Annotated in this window: 14 protein-coding genes and 1 pseudogene; 4 read left to right on the top strand and 11 right to left on the bottom strand. The window is 68.2% G+C overall.

Going from position 1 to position 18119, the window contains the following annotated elements; all coding sequences use genetic code 11:
• Positions 1-173: 173 nt before the first annotated feature.
• Positions 174-746, top strand: a pseudogene (locus A9X00_RS21400) (rhomboid family intramembrane serine protease); the annotation flags it as partial.
• Positions 743-1204 (top strand): SRPBCC family protein, encoded by a 462-nt coding sequence (locus A9X00_RS21395; protein WP_067158076.1) that lies wholly within the window; start codon positions 743-745, stop codon positions 1202-1204. The pseudogene A9X00_RS21400 and the gene A9X00_RS21395, both read left to right, overlap by 4 nt.
• A gap of 13 nt (positions 1205-1217) precedes the next feature.
• On the opposite strand, the gene A9X00_RS21390 is transcribed toward A9X00_RS21395, so the two are convergent.
• From A9X00_RS21390 to A9X00_RS21340, 11 genes are read right to left on the bottom strand one after another with little or no spacing between them, the layout of a single operon-like run.
• Positions 1218-2360, bottom strand: a complete 1143-nt coding sequence (locus A9X00_RS21390) for an NDMA-dependent alcohol dehydrogenase (RefSeq protein WP_067158120.1) — start codon at positions 2358-2360, stop codon at positions 1218-1220.
• A gap of 14 nt (positions 2361-2374) precedes the next feature.
• A complete protein-coding gene (locus A9X00_RS21385) occupies positions 2375-4030 on the bottom strand; it encodes a class I adenylate-forming enzyme family protein (RefSeq protein ID WP_067158073.1) in 1656 nt (551 codons plus the stop codon).
• Entirely contained in the window at positions 4027-5223 is a 1197-nt protein-coding gene (locus A9X00_RS21380) for a MaoC family dehydratase N-terminal domain-containing protein (RefSeq protein WP_067158070.1), read from the bottom strand. Before A9X00_RS21380 ends, A9X00_RS21385 begins: the two co-directional genes overlap by 4 nt.
• 10 nt (positions 5224-5233) lie before the next feature.
• On the bottom strand, positions 5234-6229 hold the full coding sequence (locus A9X00_RS21375; protein WP_067158068.1) for an MDR family oxidoreductase: 996 nt from the start codon (positions 6227-6229) through the stop codon (positions 5234-5236).
• 7 nt (positions 6230-6236) lie between these two features.
• Entirely contained in the window at positions 6237-7667 is a 1431-nt protein-coding gene (locus tag A9X00_RS21370) for an aldehyde dehydrogenase family protein (RefSeq protein ID WP_067158065.1), read from the bottom strand.
• Positions 7668-7683: 16 nt separating this feature from the next.
• Complete coding sequence (locus A9X00_RS21365; protein WP_067158062.1) at positions 7684-9402, bottom strand: thiamine pyrophosphate-binding protein; 1719 nt, start codon at positions 9400-9402, stop codon at positions 7684-7686.
• Between the two features lie 2 nt (positions 9403-9404).
• Positions 9405-10550 (bottom strand): CaiB/BaiF CoA-transferase family protein, encoded by a 1146-nt coding sequence (locus A9X00_RS21360; protein WP_067158116.1) that lies wholly within the window; start codon positions 10548-10550, stop codon positions 9405-9407.
• A 19-nt stretch (positions 10551-10569) separates the two neighbouring features.
• Positions 10570-11505 (bottom strand): SDR family NAD(P)-dependent oxidoreductase, encoded by a 936-nt coding sequence (locus A9X00_RS21355; RefSeq protein ID WP_067158058.1) that lies wholly within the window; start codon positions 11503-11505, stop codon positions 10570-10572.
• A complete protein-coding gene (locus A9X00_RS21350; RefSeq protein WP_067158055.1) occupies positions 11505-13355 on the bottom strand; it encodes an NAD(P)/FAD-dependent oxidoreductase in 1851 nt (616 codons plus the stop codon). The genes A9X00_RS21355 and A9X00_RS21350 overlap by 1 nt, the downstream gene beginning before the upstream one ends.
• A 4-nt stretch (positions 13356-13359) precedes the next feature.
• Positions 13360-14679 carry an SRPBCC family protein gene (locus A9X00_RS21345; protein WP_067158051.1) on the bottom strand — a complete coding sequence of 440 codons (1320 nt, stop codon included), beginning with the start codon at positions 14677-14679 and terminating at the stop codon, positions 13360-13362.
• A gap of 41 nt (positions 14680-14720) precedes the next feature.
• Complete coding sequence (locus A9X00_RS21340) at positions 14721-15569, bottom strand: SDR family NAD(P)-dependent oxidoreductase (protein ID WP_067158048.1); 849 nt, start codon at positions 15567-15569, stop codon at positions 14721-14723.
• A gap of 186 nt (positions 15570-15755) precedes the next feature.
• On the opposite strand from A9X00_RS21340, the gene A9X00_RS21335 reads away from it, so the two are divergent.
• Together A9X00_RS21335 and A9X00_RS21330 are read left to right on the top strand one after the other, a co-directional pair.
• Complete coding sequence (locus A9X00_RS21335) at positions 15756-17378, top strand: SMP-30/gluconolactonase/LRE family protein (RefSeq protein ID WP_067158045.1); 1623 nt, start codon at positions 15756-15758, stop codon at positions 17376-17378.
• Positions 17378-18118 carry a GntR family transcriptional regulator gene (locus A9X00_RS21330; protein WP_067158042.1) on the top strand — a complete coding sequence of 247 codons (741 nt, stop codon included), beginning with the start codon at positions 17378-17380 and terminating at the stop codon, positions 18116-18118. Before A9X00_RS21335 ends, A9X00_RS21330 begins: the two co-directional genes overlap by 1 nt.
• The last annotated feature ends 1 nt before the right edge of the window (position 18119 follow it).

The raw sequence follows: 18119 nt of genomic DNA, 5'->3' as shown, positions 1-18119 counted from the left end.
AGGTCACCAGGCGGTACAGCTGGCCGTCGGCGACGGCGGGCGGCCACAGGACGAGCTGACTTTGCAAGCCCCGCACCGACATCTGCAGCGCGAACACCACCACGTTGATCGCGATCAGCGCGTAGGTGAGCACCGGCGTGCCGGTCCGTTCCCGCCCGCCGAATTGGGTGCGGGGCTTGCAAAGTCAGCTCGTCCTGTGGCCGCCCGCCGTCGCCGACGGCCAGCTGTACCGCCTGGTGACCTCGGCATTCGTGCACTACGGCGCCGCTCATCTGCTGCTGAACATGTGGGCGCTGTACGTCCTGGGCCCGCCGCTCGAGCTGCTGCTCGGCCGGCTGCGGTTCGGCGCGCTGTACGCGCTGAGCCTGCTGGGTGGGTCGGTGCTGGTTTACCTGCTCACGCTGAACACGGCGACGGCGGGCGCATCGGGCGCGGTGTTCGGCCTTTTCGGCGCCACGTTCGTGGTGGCCAAGCGGCTCAACCTCGACATGCGCTGGGTTGTCGTGATCATCGCGATCAACCTGCTCTACACGTTCGTCGCCCCGGCCGTCAGTTCCCAACGGATCAGCTGGCAGGGGCACGTGGGCGGGCTGGTCACCGGCGGATTGGTCGCGGCGGCTTACGTTTACGCGCCGAGGGAACACCGCAACCTGATCCAGGCCGCGGTGACGATCGTCGCGCTTGGCGTCTTCGCGGCGTTGATCTGGTGGCGCACGGTTGTTCTCGCGGCGGAGCTCTACCTGTGAGCTGGTGGACGGCGCACGCCGAAACCGAGCTGTCCGAAGATGTCCCCGCCGCGCCCGACGACGTCCGCGATTTCTACGTGGACCTGGACAACATCAAACTCGTGCATCCGCTGATCGTGTCGGTGCAGGCCACCGCGCGCACCGACACCCCGGACGGCTACCTGCAGGCCTACCGGGTGGTGGACCGGATTCCGTTGGGGCCGTTCACCATGCGGATCACCTACCGTGCGCGGCTGCACGTCCGGTCGGACGGCGAGGTGACGACCGAGGCCGATCAGTCGCCGGGGGTGCGCCTGTGCGGAACGGTGAGCTTCGCGCCGATCGACGGCGGAACCCGCATCACCGAGCGGATCCGGATCGCCGCGCCCCGCCCGCTCGCCGCGGTGACGACGCGGGAGGCCGTCAAGGCGCATGTCGAGATGCTGGCCGGCATCCGGCGTCACTTCGAATCCGCTTGAGCCAGGCGGTGTTCTAGGGGCCGGCGAAATCGATGATCCCGCGAATGTTGCGCCCGTCGCGCAGGTCCGCGAACGCCTCGTTGATCTGGTCGAGCCCGTAGTGGCGGGTGACCAGTTCGTCCAGTTTCAGTGCGCCCGCCTGATACAACGACAACAGCAGCGGCACGCTGGTCCGCGGGTTCATCCCGCCGTAGAGGGCCCCCCTGAGTTGTTTGGCCGACAGCGTCATCTCCTGCAGGACCAACGGCGTCGGCGGCTCGGTGTACGGGGTGATGCCGGTGAGCACGCAGACCCCGCCCTTACGCAGCAGCGCCATCGCCAACGGGATCAAGTCCACGTGCACAACGCCGGGGCAGACGACGACGCGGTCGGCCATCAGGCCGGCGGTGATCTCTCTGACCAGAGGTATCGCGTCCTGCGCGGAGGCGGCGGTGTGGGTGGCGCCGAAGATCTTGGCCGAATCGCGCTTGGATTCAACGGGATCCACCGCGACCACATATTTCGCGCCGACCGCGCGGGCGCCCTGCAGGGCGTTCATCCCGACGCCGCCGGCGCCGATGACGACGACGGTGTCGCCCGGTTCGGTGCCCGCCGAGACCGTCGCGGAGCCCCAGCCGGTGCTGACACCGCACGAGACCAGGGAGGCGGCGTGGAAGGGGATCGCGTCGTCGATCTTGATGACCGACCGCTCCGACAGCACCGCGTACTCCGCGAACGTCCCCAGTTGGCCATAGGCCAACAGGTTTTCGTCGCCAAGGTGCCGGCGGCACGTTCCGTCGGTGGGCATCTCCCGCACGAACAGGCTCGCGCCGATATCGCAGATGTAGCTTTGACCGTTCACGCAGAACCGGCAGCTGCCGCACGCGGGGATGAACGAGAGCGCCACGTGGTCCCCGGGCCGCACGGTCGTCACGCCCGGCCCGACTTCCGCGACGACGCCGGCGCCCTCGTGACCACCGAGCAGGGGGAACCAGTCCGGAGCGGGCTGACCGCTTGCCGCCAGCACCTCGGGGGTCGGCACCACGTCGCCCGTGTACACGTGGTCGTCGGAATGGCAGATTCCGGCGACGGCCATCCGCACCAGGACCTCGCCGCTGCGCGGCGGGTCGAGAACGATTTCGCGGACCTCCCAGTCCTTCCCGACGCCGCGCAGCACGGCGGCACGACACTTCATTGCGAACCTCCTCCTTCGGCCAGCCGACTGGCGGCCAGTTCCCGAAGCTCGCCGGCCTTGATCTTGGCGTTGCCGGTCACCGCCACCTCGTCCTCGCGGAAGAACAGCACATGACGCGGCACCTTGTAGCTCGCCAACCGTTCGCGCAGGAATGCCAGGAGCTGCCCGGTGTCCAGGGCCACGTCGTCGTGCGGCACGACGCAGGAGACGACGACCTCTCCGAGTGTGTGGTGCGGAACGCCGACGGTCTGCGCCACCTTGACGCCGGAATGTTCCATCACGGCCTCGTCGACCTCGCGCGGCGAGACGTTGGCGCCGCCGGTCTTGATGATGTCGGTAAGCCGGCCTTGCCAATACAGCCGGCCGGCATCGTCCAGGTAGCCGCCGTCGCCGGTGGGGAAGAAGCCCTCGGCGTCGAGCGTCTCGTCGAGCGGGGTGCCGATATAGCCGAGCATGAGCGTCGGCCCCTTGACGCAGATCTCGCCCGCCTCGCCGCGCGGCACGACGCGGCCGGTAAGCGGATCGGCGATCTTCAGGGTCACACCGGGCAGGGCCACCCCAAAGCTGTCCAGGTGAACCTCGGGGGGCGTGTTGGCCGGGTAACCCGTTGTGATCGTGAATGTTTCGGTGTTGCCGTAGGCGTGGCCCGGCTCATGCCATTCGCCCGACACCGTCGGGTGGTGGGCGATCGGGGTCTTGTAATCGGCGAATCTCACGCAGCTCAGGTCCACCGTGCTCCAGTTCGGTGCGCCTTCCAACTGGGCCCACTGGTGCGGCCAGGCGAACGGGAAGTTCACCCGCTCGGCCTGCATGAGCTCGAGCGCCCCGGGCGCGTCGAACGTCGATTGCAGGACCAAAGCCCCGCCGGCGGCCAGCGTGGATCCGAGCACCATCGCGAAATTGCCGGACCAGAAAAAGCCGTTTGCGGCCCAACCCCGGACCTGGTCCTCCGGGCTGAACCCGTACATGCGCCGGAAGCGCCACAACTGGATGCACACGCCGCGATGCGCGCCGAGGATGCCCTTCGGCTTGCTGGTCGAGCCGGACGAGAAGAACAGCACGGCGGAATCGCTGGGATCCACCGCCGCGGCGGTCGCCTCGACCAGCTCGCGGGGCTCCCCGTGGCCGGACGCCAGGAACTCGGGCCATGATTCGATACCCGGCGCCGGGTCACCGACGAGTGCGCGCTTGCGCAAGTACGGGTACGTCGCCGGATCCAGCTCGGCCAGCGTGGCCGCGAAGTCCTTCGTCAGCACCCTGCGTTCGAACAACAGCACCGCGATCGCGGAGGCCCGGATCAGATAGTCCAGTTCGGGCGGCGTCGAAAAGGTGCTCAGCGGGACGGCGACGCCCCCCGCCAAGGATGTACCGAACACTGCGGCAAGCCATTCCGGCCGGTTCGTCATCAGCACCCCGACCCGGGTGCCCTTGCCCACGCCGCACGCGCGCAACGCACGCGCCACCTCGATCGCGCGTTCCCAGAGCTGGGCGTAGGTCCAGCGGGTGACGTCGTCGGCGCTACGCCAGACCAACGCCTCACGCTCGCCGTACAGCCGCGTCACTTCCCGCAGGAAACCCGGCAGCGTCAGGGCGCCCAGCCCGGGTTCCTCCGCGAGCGGCGGGCCGGATACGAGGGAAAGGTGTTGCGTCACAACGGCAGTTCGACCTCGGCGGTGCAGCCGACCAGCATTTCTCCGTTCTGGTTGGTCAGGCGCAGCTTTACCTGCACAAGGGGCACGCCCCAGGCCGACTCCGTTTGCTTGTCGACGATCTCGGCATCGAAATACGTCACGTCGCCCTCGAAGGCGGGCGTGCGGAAGTCGGCCTTGGAGTGGCGCACCAAACCATCGTGGCCGGCCCAGAAGGCGAGGTAGTCGGTGCACCACGCGCCCATCGTGGCGCCGTAGCCGTAGGCGCGCGCCATGCCGACCTCGCTGGCCCGTTCGGCGTCGATGTGCCCCCGGGACGGCCCGACGTACAGGCCGTCGCGCTTGCGGGGATCGATCTTCGCGTCTTCCTCGTCGAAGGCGAAGTCCTTGCCCCAGCCCGGATCCTGATAGACCCACGGGTCCTCGATGCCGGGCGGCGCCACCCATTCGAAGGTGCCCCAGATGTTGAACAGGAACGCGCGGTATTCGGTGGTGAAGCTGGCGATGCTGTGCGGGCCGATCACGCGACGGGGCAACGTGTCGCCGATCTTCACTTCGTCGAAGCGCGGCGAGACACCCAATCGGTTGGATTCGAGCCACTCGCGCCGCAGCCGCTCCACCGCCTCGAGTTCGATCTGGGTCCAACGCTTGATCTCGCCCAACTGACTGTCGAACATCCCACGCTTGGTCGCTTCCTCGTAGAGATAGCGGATCGCGGTGGAACGTTCGCGCGCCACCAGGGCGCCGTGCTGGTTTTTGTGGATGGTGTCGCCGCGCGAGAACATCGTGGGGCCGGCGAATTTCGTCTCGGTCACCTTGTAGTCGTGGAACCGGCGCTCCTGGAACAACTTGTCCCCGGGCCGCACCGGGCAGCCGTAGAACCACCATTCCTCGCCGCCGAAGATCAAGTGGCTGTTCGGAATATGCCCGACGCATGCGGGGGCCGCGCCGTGGCCGTAGTCGAGGGCCACCGCGATCGACTGCGGCGCGATGATGCCGCCGAACTTCGAGTTGCGCGCGAACTGCTCATCCCAGTGCACCGGATTCGGGTAGTCCATCGCCATCACCCAGCGCCGAATATCGGATGAACTACACGGATCCCACAGTTGCCCGCCGCCCACCGGCTTGCCCACCCGGTGATCGACGTCGGACAGGTCGAGCCGGGCGCCCGCGGGCTGGGTCGTCTTTTTTGTCACCGGTGCCCCGTCAGCGGTTGACGTCGACGACGATGCGGCCGCGCACCTGGGAGTCCATGAGTTTCCCCGCCGAGGCGATCGCGTCGCCCAGCGCGACCTCCTGGGCGATCGAATCGAGGGCGCCGGTGTCCAGGTCGCGCGCCAGGCGTTCCCAGGCGGTCAGCCGCCGCTGCTTGGGCGCCATCACGCTGTCGATGCCGAGCAGTGAGACGCCGCGCAGGATGAACGGCGCGACGGTCGCCGGGAAGTCCATGCCGCCGGCCAGGCCGCAGGCGGCGACCGCGCCGCCATAGCGAGTCTGTGCGCAGGCATTGGCCAGCGTGTGGCTGCCGACGGTGTCGACGACGCCGGCCCAGCGCTCCTTCTGCAGCGGCTTGCCCGCCTCGCTGAACTCGGCCCGGTCCAACACCGACACGGCGCCGAGCTGCTGGAGGAACTGCGCCTCCGACGACTTGCCGGTCACGGCGGCCACTTTGAACCCGGCCGCGGTCAACAGTGCGATCGCGACGGTCCCCACGCCGCCGGTCGCGCCGGTCACCAAAACCTCGCCCTGATCGGGGGACACCCCGTGCTGCAGCAGGGCGTCGACGCAGAGGCTGGCGGTGTAGCCGGCGGTGCCGATCGCCATCGCCTGGCGGGTGGTGAAGGCGGAGGGCAGGGGCACCAGCCAGTCGCCGTTGAGGCGGGCCCGCTGAGCCAGGCCACCCCAGTGCGTCTCGCCGACGCCCCAGCCGTTGAGCACCACGCGGTCGCCCTTGCTCCAGTCGGCGTGGCCACTCTCGGTCACCACGCCGGCGAGGTCGATGCCGGGAACCATCGGAAACTTGCGCACGACGGGCGATTTGCCCGTGATGGCCAGGCCGTCCTTGTAATTCAGCGTGGAGTACTCAACGTCGACGGTAACGTCACCGTCGGGCAGCTGGGCCTCATCCAGCTCGGTCACGCCGACCGTCTGCCCCGCGTCGCCCTTGTCCGAGCCCTTTTCGATCAAAACCGCCGAAAACATCCGTGTTTCATCCCTTCTGGGGCGCGTAGCCCAGGGTGCTCTTGACCTCCAGGTATTCGTGGAACCCGAACTCGCTCCACTCGCGGCCGTTGCCGCTGTGCTTGTAGCCGCCGAACGCCGAATTCATGTCGAACGCGTGGTTGATCGTCACCCAGCCGGCGCGGATCTTGCGGGCCACCTCCCGGGCCTTGTCGAGGTCGGCGCCCGAAACGTAACCGGCCAGGCCGTAATCGGTGTCGTTGGCGATCTGCACGGCCTGATCGAGGTCGTCGTAGCCGAGGATGCACAGCACCGGACCGAAGATCTCCTCGCGCGCGATCGTCATGTCGTTGGTGACGTTGGCGAAGACGGTCGGCTTGACGTAGTAACCCTTGTCCAGCCCCGCCGGCCGGCCCGGTCCGCCGGCCACGACGGTCGCGCCCTCGTCGATGCCCGTCTGGATCAGGCGTTGGACCTTTTCGAATTGCGCCTGTGAGGCGACCGGTCCGATCGCTCTCTTGTCTTCGGGGTTGCCGACTTTCACCTGCTCGGCCACCTCGCGTGCGAGGTCGATGGCCTCGGCCATCCGTGAATTCGGGACCAGCATGCGCGACGGCGCGTTACAGCTCTGCCCCGTGTTCGGCATCATGTTGGCCACGCCGGCGCGGACGCTGTCGGCAAAGCCCGCGTCGTCGAGGACGATGTTGGGGCTCTTGCCGCCGAGTTCCTGGGTCACCCGCTTCACCGTCGTGGCGGCGTTCTTGGCCACCTCGACACCGGCGCGCGTGGAGCCGGTGAACGACACCATGTCGATGTCGGGGTGGCTGGCCAGCGCGACGCCGACGCCGGGGCCGTCCCCGTTGACAAGGTTGTAGACCCCGGCCGGGACACCCGCGGCGTCGAGGATTTCGGTGAAGATGTAGGCGGAGAAGGGCGCCACCTCGGACGGTTTCAGGATCATCGTGCAGCCGGTCGCCAACGCTGGGTAGACCTTGACCGCGATCTGGTTGAGCGGCCAGTTCCACGGCGTGATCAGCCCGCACACGCCGATCGGCTCCTTGGCGATCAGCGTCGCCCCGTGTTGTTCGGAGAACTGGAAGTTCTTCAGCACGTCGATCGCCGTCGCCAGGTGGCCGAGCCCGAGCTGGACCTGCGGGCCGGCGGCCAGCGACGGCGGCGCGCCCATTTCCTCGGTGACCGCGTCGGCGAGATCGCCCGCGCGCTTGCCGTATTCGGCGAGGATCGCCTCCAGCAGTTCGAGGCGCTGTTCCCGGGTGCTTTGCGACCAGCCGTCGAAGGCGCGCCGGGCGGCGTTGACCGCCACGTCGACGTCGGCCGCGGAGCCGAGCGAGATCTTTCCCGAGACCTGCTCGGTTGCCGGGTTCTCGACGTCGAACGTATTGGGCCGCACCGGGTCGACCCAGCGGCCGTCGATGTAGAACTTCAAGTACTCGCGCATGACTACTCCTTATTACCTACTGGGTGCCTTCTGCGTACCAGGTGCGGAATTCGTCGTATTTGGGCATCTCCTCGGAATTGGCCTTCGGATCGATGCAGACGTGGACCACGGCCGCCTTGCCGCTAGCGTAGGCCCGCTCGATCGCCGGACCGATCTCGTCCTCCTTCTCGACGTACTCGCCGTGGCAGCCGAAGCCCTCGGCGACCTTGTCCAGACGAACGTCTTTGCTCCAGTGCACGCCGGGCTGGGGTGACGGCTGGGGGAAGGTGCGCTTGTAGACGCCCACCTCGAGGCCCCATTGGTGGTCGACGCCCACCACGCACACCAGCGGAAGCCGTTGCCGCGCCGCGGTTTCCAGCTCGGCGATGTGGAACAGGAACGCCGAATCGCTGGTCAGCAGCATCACCGGGCGCTTGCCGCCCTCGGCGACCGAGGCCCCGATCGCGTACGGCAAGCCGGTGCCGAGATGGCCGAAGTTCTGGTTCCAGATGACGTCGCGCGGTTTGGCTTGGGAGTAGGTCCAACCGAAGATGACGGTCGCGCCGCCGTCGCGGACCAGGATGCCGTCCTTCGGGAACGCACGAGTGGCCTCGACGACGAACCGCGCCGGGTGGATCGGCGTGCGGCCGGTGGGCGCGTTCTCCGCGAGCTGCGCCAGCTCCGCCGCGTCCTGCTTGATCCAGCGGGAGAGGTCGGCTTTGGAAGCGGCCGAAGCCTTTCGCGGCGTGTCACGGAGCGCGTCCACCAGCTGGGGCACCACCCCGCGAAGGTCGCCGACCAGGGGGACGTCGATGGGCCGATTGACGCCGATAGCCACCGGATCCTGTTCGACCAGAACCCATTTGCGTTTCGCGTCGTTCGGCGCCCAGTGGCGGGTCCGGCCATAGTGGCTCGGTTCGCCGAGCTCCGTGCCGAGCGCGACGCACAGATCGGACTGCACCACCGCCTCGACGGCCGCCGGCGAGAATCCGTACGCGAAGGTGCGGTCCTCGAGGCCGTCGATGAACGACGTGCCGCCGGAGGTCTGGATCACCGGGCAGGCCATCAGGTCGGCCAGCTCCCGGACCGCCGCACCGGTGCGCGAGGTGTGCACCCCGTGGCCGACCAACAGGATCGGGCTCTCGGCTGCCCGGATCAACTTCGCCGCTTCGGTCACCTCGCGCTCACCCGCGGTCTGGTTGACGAGCCGATACCTGTTGGGCGGCAGCGGATCCGGCACGTCGAGCTCGGAAAGGATGACGTGCGACGGGTACTCGATGTAGGCGGGCCCGGGTGTTCCCGACATGGCCCGGCGGATCGCCTCGTGAATGATTTCGTCGGTCTGGTCGGCGTATTCGATCGAGGCGCTGTACTTGACCGACGGCGCGAAAAGCGGTTCCTGCCGGACGAACTGGATGCGGCCGCGCCGGACCCGGCGCTCGGTGATGCGGGCGCGCTGGCCGCCGATGAAGATCACCGGCGAGTTCTCCACCTTCGCGCACTGGATCGCCCCGGCGATGTTGGCCATGCCGGGTCCGAGCGTGCCGATGCACAGGCCGGGCTTACCGGTCATCCGCGACGCTGCCTCGGCCATGAAGCCCGCGCTCAGTTCGTGATGCGGTGCGACCACGGACCACCCCCGGGCGTCGGCCTCCGTGAACATGTGCACGAAGTTCGGGTCCGGGATGCCGAACAGCGTCTTCACGCCCTCGACCTCGAACAGGTCGAGGATGCGGTGGTAGACGGGCACAGCCATGGTCAGTATTCCTTTCCGTCGCGGACGGCCGCGCCGATCTCGGCGAGCACTTCGTCGGTGTCGGCGCCGAGCTCCGGGGCCGGCCCCGCGACGCGACCGGGTGTCCGGGAGAACCAGGTGGGTACGCCGGGAAACCGCACCGGCCCGTGCGGGGTGTCCACGGTCTGGAACATGCCGACGGCGTTGAGGTGCGGATCGTCGAACAGCGCGCTCGGCGTGTTCAGTGGCGCGGCCGGTATCTCGAGCTCGCGGAACAGCGCGAGCCACTCCTGGGTCGATCGCTGTTTCATCGTCTCGGCCACCAACCCGTACACGGTGTCGATCTGGCGTGCGCGCTCTTCCAGCGTCGAATACAGCTCGCCGGCCCAGGGCGGCCGCACCGCATCGACGAACGCGTTCCAGTGCTTGTCGTTGTAGATCAGCGCGGCGATGTGGCCGTCGCTGGTGCGGTAGGGCCGGCGGTTGGGCGCCACCGTGCGCGGATAGACGGCCGGGCCCAGGGGAGGGTCGAACAGGGCGCCGTTGGCGTGTTCGACGAGCATGAACGAGGCCATGGTTTCGAACATGGCGACCTCGACTTCCTGCCCCTCGCCGGTGCGCTCGCGGTGGAACAACGCCATGGTCGTCGCGTACAGCGCGGTCAGCCCGGCGACCTTGTCGGCCATGATGGTGCCGACGTAGTCGGCCTCGCCGGTCAGCTGCTGCTGCACCGCGGGCAGGCCGCATTCGGCCTGGATGGTGTCGTCGTAGGCGGGCCGGTCCCGTTCGGGTCCGCGCCGCCCGTACCCGTAGCAGTTGGTGTAGACGATCGCCGGGTTGATCGCGGCGACGTCGTCGTAGGCGAAGCCCAGCTTGGCGATCGCCTTGGCGCGCATCGAGTGAATGAACACGTCCGCGGTCTCGACGAGGCCGCGCAGCGCCCGCGTTCCCTCGTCGGTGCGCAGGTCCAGCACCACGCTGCGCTTGCCGCGGTTGACGTTGACGAACACCCCGCTCATGCCCGGCGCGGGACCTACCGAGATGTAGCGGGTGTTATCGCCCTGGGGCGGTTCGACTTTGATCACGTCGGCGCCCAGGTCGGCCATGATCTGGGTGCAGTACGGTCCCATCACCATCGCGGTGAGGTCGATCACCCGCACGCCCGCCAGCGGTCCCGCGCCCGCCCGGCTAGCCATGCAGCACGCCCCGCTCGCTGGAACGGTGCGCGAGCTCGAAGCTGTAGCGGATGTGCCGGCCGTGACCGTCGGGAACGACCGGAAAGACCAGCGGCGCCTCGACGTTTCGGATCGCGTCGAGATGCGCGCCGACATCCTCGACCATCCACGACTTCCGGTGCACGCCGGGGCTTTCGGCGATCACTGCCCGTGCCACCCGGCCCGCCAGCGCGATGAACATCTCCCCGGTCACCGAACAGGTCTCGTGGGCGAGCCAGGCCACCACAGGCGCGACAAGTTCGGGACCCATCGGCGGGTAGGCCGAGGTGTCGATGCCATCGGCCATCCTCGTCACCGCGGCCGGGACGATCACGTTGCATGTCACGCCCTCCGCCGCGCCCTCGAGGGCGGCGACGTTCGACAGCCCGACCACGCCGGCCTTCGCCGCCGCGTAGTTGGCCACGCCGTGGTTTCCGTACAGGCCGCCGATCGAGGACGTCAGCACGATGCGCCCGTAGCCGGCCCCGCACATCACCGGAAACGCCGGCCGCACAACGTTGAACGCGCCACGCAGGTGCACGTCGAGCACGGCGTCGAAGTCTTCGTAGCTCATCTCCTTCAGCGAGCCAGGCCGGACGTTGCCGGCGTTGTGAATCAGGATGTCGAGGCGACCGTAGCGTTCCAGCGCCGCCCGGACGATCGCGTCGCCGCCCTCGCGGGTGGCGACGGACTCGGTACACGCGACGGCTTGCCCTCCGGCGGCATCGATCTCGCCGACCACGCGCTCGGCGGGACCGACGTCGCTGCCCTCGCCGTCGAGGCCGCCGCCCGGGTCGTTGACGACGACCTTGGCCCCGCGCGACGCCAGCAGCATGGCATAGGCGCGGCCGAGCCCACGGCCGCCCCCGGTGACGATCGCCACCCTGTCCCGAAAATTCAAGTCAGCCATTATGTTCCAAGTACCAGGCCTTCGAGCTCGCCCCTGCCGCGCCACTGTTTGAGCAAGTCGTCGAACGCGTAGAAGCCCGGCATGTACGGATCGCCGATGGCCGAGCGGATGCCCTCACCGCCACCGCCGCCCTCGTTGTTGTAGTAGCCGGGCGTGCAGGACACCGCGAATTCCGTGTTGTCCATCGAGGTTTCGCGGATCGTCTTGACCCAGCCGTCTTGGGCTTCCTGGCTCGGCTCGACGGTCGTCGCGCCGCGCGCCATCGCCTCGGCGACGATGTATGCGATGTGTTCGGCCTGCTGCTCGAGCATCGCGGTGGTGTTTCCCGCCACGCCGCCCTGGATGAAGCCGGTGAAGAATTGGTTGGGGAAGCCGCGGCTGGTCATCCCGTGCAGCGACTTGTAGCCCTCGCGCCAGTGGTCGAACAGCGACAGGCCGTCGCGGCCCTCGATCACGTCGACCGCGTACCGGCGGCTGATGTCGGTGGTGATCTCGAAACCGCTGGCGAAGATGACGCAGTCGACCTCGTACTCGACGCCGTTGGCGACGATCCCGTTCTCGGTGAGCCGTTCCACACCTTTGGATTCCGACACATCGACCAGCGTGACGTTCGGGCGGTTGAACGTCGGCAGGTATTCGTCGTTGCTGCAGGGCCGCTTGCACATGAACCGGTAGTAGGGTTTGAGCGCTTCGGCGGTCAGCGCGTCGTCGACCAGCTCCCCGACGCGGCGCCGCAGCCGCTCCATCACCTTGTAGTCCTCTTCCTCGCGCATCGCCATGATCTGCTCGATGGTCAGTGACGCGGGATCCTCGGCGGCCGCGACCCGCGCGGTCAGGTTGCGGCCGAGCTCGGTCCAGAAATCGCAGACCATGTCGGGCTCGTCGAACACCACGCCCTCGCCCAGCGGTGACCAGCGGTGAAAGTTGCGCTTGCGTTCTTCCTGCCAGCCGGGCCGCAGGGAGGCCGCCCACCGCGGGTCCGTCGGCTCGTTGCCCCGCAGGTCCACCGACGACGGCGTGCGCTGAAAGACATAGAGGTGCTGGGCGTCTCGGCCCAGGTGTGGGACGAGCTGCACGCCGGTCGCACCGGTGCCCACCAGCGCGACGCGCTTGTCGTGCAGCTTGTGCAGCCCGCCGGTGGAGTCCCCGCCCGTGTAGTCGTAGTCCCAGCGGGCGGAGTGGAACATGTGTCCCTTGAAGTCCTTGATGCCGGGAACACCGGGCAGCTTCGGCCGGTTGAACGAGCCCTGCGCCATCACCACGAACCGGGCGCGAATGTCGTCACCGCGGTTGGTGCTCAGCCGCCAGCGCTTGATCGTGTCGTCCCAGCGCGCCGCGCGGACCTGGGTGGACAGGATCGCGCCGTCGTAGAGCCCGAAATGCTTTGCGATGCGGCGGCAGTGCTCATAGATCTCGGGGCCGTCGGCGAACTTCTTCGACGGAATGAAGTTGAGTTCTTCGAGCATCGGGATGTAGCAGTAGGCGTCGTTGTCGCACTGGATTCCCGGGAAGCGATTCCAGTACCAGACGCCGCCGAAGTCCCCGCCCATCTCGATGATGTGCACGTCTTCGACGCCGGCCTTCTTGAGGTAGGCGCCGGCCAGCAGCCCGGTGATGCCGCCGCCCAGCACGGCGACGTCGATGTTCTCGTCGATCGGCGTGCGCGGCGTCACCGGCGTGTGGGGATCGATCTCGGCGAATTCCGCGAATTCGTCCTTGAGTTCCAGGTACTGCTTCGAGCCCTCCGGGCGCAGCCGCTTGTCGCGCTCGTGCAGGTACTTCTTTCGCAGGGCGTCGATGTCGATGTCGTCCGGCGTCTGCGTCGGCCCGCACTGATCAAACTGGGTCACAATCTCAAAGCTCCCGCGGTTCGCCGGTGCCCATGTACTTGGACAGCTGATAGTGGAGGTTGACGGTGCTGCGTTCGCGGTAGGGGTTGGGCTTGGTGCCCGGGAAGCCAAGCGATTTCATGCCCCGCTGCACGGCGGCCATGTTGGAGAAGTCCTGGGGCAATACCGAGCGCCACCGGGGGTCACCGACCGGCGTGTATTCCCATTCCGTTTGCGGCTCTTCGCCTTTCGGAAATAGTTCGAACACCGACACCTCGAAGATGCACTTGTCGGGGTTGTAGCCGGGGTCCGGCCGGGCGCCGTAGCACAGCGCAACCGTCAGGCCCTGACCGATCTGGAAGTTCGGGAAGATCTGCCACGCGGTGCCGGCCTGCCCGAGGATGTCGGGCGGGATCGTCGGCCAGATCACGCCGCGGGCCTCGTCGTCGCGGAGCGCGGACGCCAGCCAGTGCTCGAGGACCTTGTCGGGCGGGGTGCCCTCGGGCAGTTCGTCGACCAACCGCTTGGCGGCGTTCACCAGTGTCTCGGTGGTGGAGGTGTTGGTTTCTTCCATCGTGTAGATCTGCATCTCCGCGGTCGACACGCGGGGATCGGCGCCGGTCCCGAGTCGGATCTTGGACTTGGTCGCCGCGAGGTCGTCCGGGGCGTCGTAGCCGATGTTGCTGTGCCTGCCCTGCGCCTTGGCCCACCCCTTGAATTCGCCGAACTTGTTGAACTCCGGATGGGTCGTGTAGACGTGGTAGGTCTCGTTGAAGGCCTCCAACGCGACCTTCCAGTTGCAGTCGAAGTAAAGCCACTTGCGCCACTTGAAGCGCATGTTCTCCAGCCCGAACGGGTCGAGGATCTTGGCGGCGGGAAACAGGTAGTCGGCCAGCGACTCGCAGTCGGGGTCCATGTTGATCCACAGCCAGCCGCCCCAGGTGTCGACCTTGACCGGTCGAAGGTGGGTGTTGTCGGGCGTCAGCGCGTCCTGCCAGTCCTGTTGCTCGCGGATGTGGGTGCACGCCCCGTCCAGGCCGTAGGTCCAGCCGTGGAAGCCGCACACGAACGACTTGCGGGCGCGGCCGCAGGCGTTCTTCGCGCCCTGCGGCGTGTCGATCAGCCGGCGGCCGCGGTGCATGCAGACGTTGTGGTGGGCGCGAAATTCGTTCTCGCCGGTGCGCACCACGATGATCGAGTCGTCGAGGATGTCGTGCGTCAGGTAGCTGCCCACCTCGGGCAGCTCTTCGACGCGGCCGACCTGCTGCCACACCTTCCGCCACAGCTTGTCGCGCTCGGCGCGGGCGTAGTCCTCGCTGATGTAGGCCTCGACGCCGATCGTCATCGGCTTCGAAAGTTCTTCGGTCGCTTGGACTTCCGTGTCAGTCACAACATCCTCCTGATCGCGGCGCGGAAGGATTCGTCTTTGAGGAACAACGAGGTGTTGTCGGCGCCGAGGTGGCTCCATTTGAGGTCGAGGCCGCCGTCGACCAGCAGCGTCTGGCCGGTGATGTAGCTCGACAGGTCCGAGAGCAGGAACAGGATGGCGCCCGCCTGCTCCTCGGGCCGCCCGCGCCGGCCCATCGCGATCGCTTGGCGATCCCGGTCCGGGTCCTCGTCAACGTAGGTGCGTGAGGCCGCGGTCTCGGTGACCCCGGGCGCGACGGCATTCACCCGGATCCCGGACATCGCCAGCTCGAGCGCCATCGTCCGGGTCATGGCCGCGATCGCGGCCTTGGCGGTCCCGTACGCGATGTGAAACGGCGCGGTGTTCATGCCGCTGATCGACGAGATCGACACGATCGACCCGGGCCGCTGCTGTGCGACGAGTTCGGCCGCCACCGCCTGGCTCATGAAGAACGCCGTTTCGAGGTTGTCGGTGAAGATCTTGCGCCAGTCGCCGCGCGTCACCCGCGTCGACGGCATCCACGTCGACGGCTCGGCGCCGCCCGCGACGTTCACCAGACCGTAGAGGCTGCCGTCGGCGCGCCGCGCCCGCTCGATCACCGCGGCGATGCCCTCGTCGGTCGACGCGTCGGCCGCCACCGGCACCACCGCCAGGCCTTGCTGTGCCAGCGGGGCGACGTGCTCGTCGAGGTTTTCCTTCGACCGGCTCACCGCGATCACCGTGGCCCCCGCCCGGGCGGCCATCGCGGTGACCGTCGTGCCGATGCCGCCGCCGCCGGCACCGGAAACCACGACGACGCGCCCCTCTAGCCCCAGAAGATCGTCCATGACCTGCTATCTGCCGCGCCGCTTTGTCCGGACAAGACATAGCGTTCTGTCCTTTGGAGAACACTATTCCCATCGCCGAAGCGGGCTGTCAAGGCCGAGACACGATGCATTGGAAGCTATTGTCTGGACTAGAACGAGTTGATAGCGTCCAGCTCAAAACGGCTGACGGAAGGACCTCGGCAGGACATGGCCGCTATACGAGGCGTTGCAACGCAGCCATCCCGGTATGCGGCACCGCAGTCGATCGAAGTGGCGGATGGCTGGCGACTCGAGCGGGTCACCGCTCCCAGCCGCCTGTTCGGCGCCAACGGCCTGCGCACCGGCCCGGACGGGCGCGTGTACATCGCGCAGGTGACCGGCAGCCAGATCAGCGCGCTGGATCCCCGCACCGGCGAGCTGGAGACATTCAGCCCCAAGGGGGGCGACATCGTGGCCCCCGACGACGTCGCGTTCGACGCGCGCGGCAACCTCTACGCGACCGAGGTGATGGACGGGCGGGTCAGCGTGCGCGACACCGCCGGCCGGACCCGGGTGCTGCGCGACGACGTTCCGTCGGCCAACGGCATCACCTTTCATGGCGACCGGTTGTTCATCGGCGAATGCCGCGAGGGTGGGCGGCTCTTGGAGCTGGACCTGAACGGCGGGCCGCCGCGGGTGCTGCTGGACGGGGTGCCCTCCCCGAACGCGATGGAGGTCGGCCCGGACGGGTTGCTCTATTTCCCGGTGATGGGCGCCAACGAGATCTGGCGCGTGCATCCCGACGGCGGCGAACCGCAATGCGTCGCGCGCGATCTCGGTGTGCCCGACTCGGTCAAGTTCGACCCGCAGGGCCACATCGTCTCGACCCAGGTGGCCAGCGGGCAGGTGCTGCGCATCGACCCGCGCAGCGGCGAGCGGCGGCTGCTGGCCCAGCTGAGCCCGGGGCTGGACAACTGCACCGTGGTCGGCGATCGGGTGCTGGCGTCCAATTTCACCGGCGAGATCACCGAGATATCACCCGAGGGTGCAGCGCGAACCGTGCTGCCCGGCGGGCTGAACTGGCCGCTGGATCTCACCGTGGGCCCCGACGGGCGGCTCTACGTCGCCGACGGCACGTACTTCTATGCCGTCATGCCCGACGGGTCGTTGCAGACCGTCGGGATGTTGTTCAGCCCGGGCTATCCCGGATTCCTGCGCGGCGTCGTCTCGAGCGGGCCCGGCGAGTTCGTCGTCACCACCTCGGGCGGACAGGTCGGCCGCTACCGGCCGGCGGCGAGCGAAACCGAGGTGCTGGCAGACGGTTTCGACCAGCTCTACGGCGTCGCGGTGACCCCGGGCGGGATCGTGGTCGTCGAGTTGGGCACCGGGCGGGTGCTGTCGGTTCGCTCGGGTGGCGTCGACGTCCTGGCCGCCGGCCTGCGCGAGCCAGTCGGCGTCGCGGCCGGCGTCGACGGGGCGTGCCTGGTCGCGGAGGCCGGCGCGGGGCGGGTGGTCCGGGTAGGCGGATCGACGACCGACACGGTCGTCGCCGATCTGCAACGCCCGCAGGGCATTTGCGTGCACGAGGGTGTGCTCTACATCGTCGACGCCGGCGCCAAGGAAGTGGTCGCGTTCGACATGACTACCAAGGTTCGGCAGACCGTCGCGTCGGGGCTGCCGGTCGGCCCCCCGCCGGGCGTGGCGCCCAAGCCGCTGAAGGGCATGCCGCCGTTTTCCGGCCCGCAGGGCCCCTTCGCCGGCATCGCCGCCGCGGCCGACGGGATGTTGTACGTCTCGGCCGACGGGGACGGCAGTGTGCTGGCGTTGCGCCGATCGCGGGACGGCCGCTGATGTCCCAAGCGATCTCGACCGAGCACCGCTACCTGCAGATCGCGCGCACGCTGCGCAAGGAGATCGTCGACGGCGTGTACCCGGTGGGTTCGCAGCTGCCCACCGAGCACCAATTGTGCGAGCGATTCGCGGTCAGCCGCTACACCGTGCGCGAAGCGCTGCGCCGGTTGCGCGAGGACAACCTGGTCGCGTCGCGGCCGCGCGCGGGCACCCGGGTGGTTCCGCGGCCGGCGACCAGTTCCTATGCGCAGGACACGATGTCGATCGACGACCTGCTCGCGTTCGCGTCCGGCGCGCAGCTGAACATCGAGTCCAACGAGATGGTGCAGATCGACGACGAACTCGCCGCCCGGACCGGGCTGCCGGCCGGCACGCAGTGGCTGTCCGTGCGCGGCTACCGTCGGGCCGACGGCGCGTCGGTGCCCCTGTGCCGAACGGAGTACTACATCAACCGCGATTTCGCCGCAGTCGGCCGGTTGCTGCAACGCCACACCGGCCCGATCTTTCCGCTGATCGAGGACCTGTTCGGGGTGAGCATTGCCGAGCTGCGCCAGGAGATCGCCGCGGTGCTGTTGTCCCCCGAGCTGGCCGACGGCCTCGGGGCCGCGGCGGGCACTGCGGCGCTGCAGATGCGGCGCACCTACAAGACCTCCGACGGCGAGGTCGCCCAGGTAACGGTCAACACCCACCTGTCGTCGAGCTTCCGGTACGCGATGACCATGCGCCGCGTGAATGACTAGG

The organism is Mycobacterium sp. 1245805.9 (genome assembly GCF_001672915.1).
Lineage (GTDB): Bacteria > Actinomycetota > Actinomycetes > Mycobacteriales > Mycobacteriaceae > Mycobacterium.
This window is presented reverse-complemented; position numbering and strand designations above follow the sequence as displayed.

Bases quoted from the DNA above. Each gene is read 5' to 3' on its own strand.
- A9X00_RS21330 (WP_067158042.1), top strand. From the start codon at position 17,378: ATGTCCCAAGCGATCTCGACCGAGCACCGCTACCTGCAGATCGCGCGC.
- A9X00_RS21345 (WP_067158051.1), bottom strand. From the start codon at position 14,679: ATGACGATCGGCGTCGAGGCCTACATCAGCGAGGACTACGCCCGCGCC.
- A9X00_RS21355 (WP_067158058.1), bottom strand. From the start codon at position 11,505: ATGGCTGACTTGAATTTTCGGGACAGGGTGGCGATCGTCACCGGGGGC.
- A9X00_RS21340 (WP_067158048.1), bottom strand. From the start codon at position 15,569: ATGGACGATCTTCTGGGGCTAGAGGGGCGCGTCGTCGTGGTTTCCGGT.
- A9X00_RS21375 (WP_067158068.1), bottom strand. From the start codon at position 6,229: ATGTTTTCGGCGGTTTTGATCGAAAAGGGCTCGGACAAGGGCGACGCG.
- A9X00_RS21365 (WP_067158062.1), bottom strand. From the start codon at position 9,402: ATGGCTGTGCCCGTCTACCACCGCATCCTCGACCTGTTCGAGGTCGAG.
- A9X00_RS21370 (WP_067158065.1), bottom strand. From the start codon at position 7,667: ATGCGCGAGTACTTGAAGTTCTACATCGACGGCCGCTGGGTCGACCCG.
- A9X00_RS21335 (WP_067158045.1), top strand. From the start codon at position 15,756: ATGGCCGCTATACGAGGCGTTGCAACGCAGCCATCCCGGTATGCGGCA.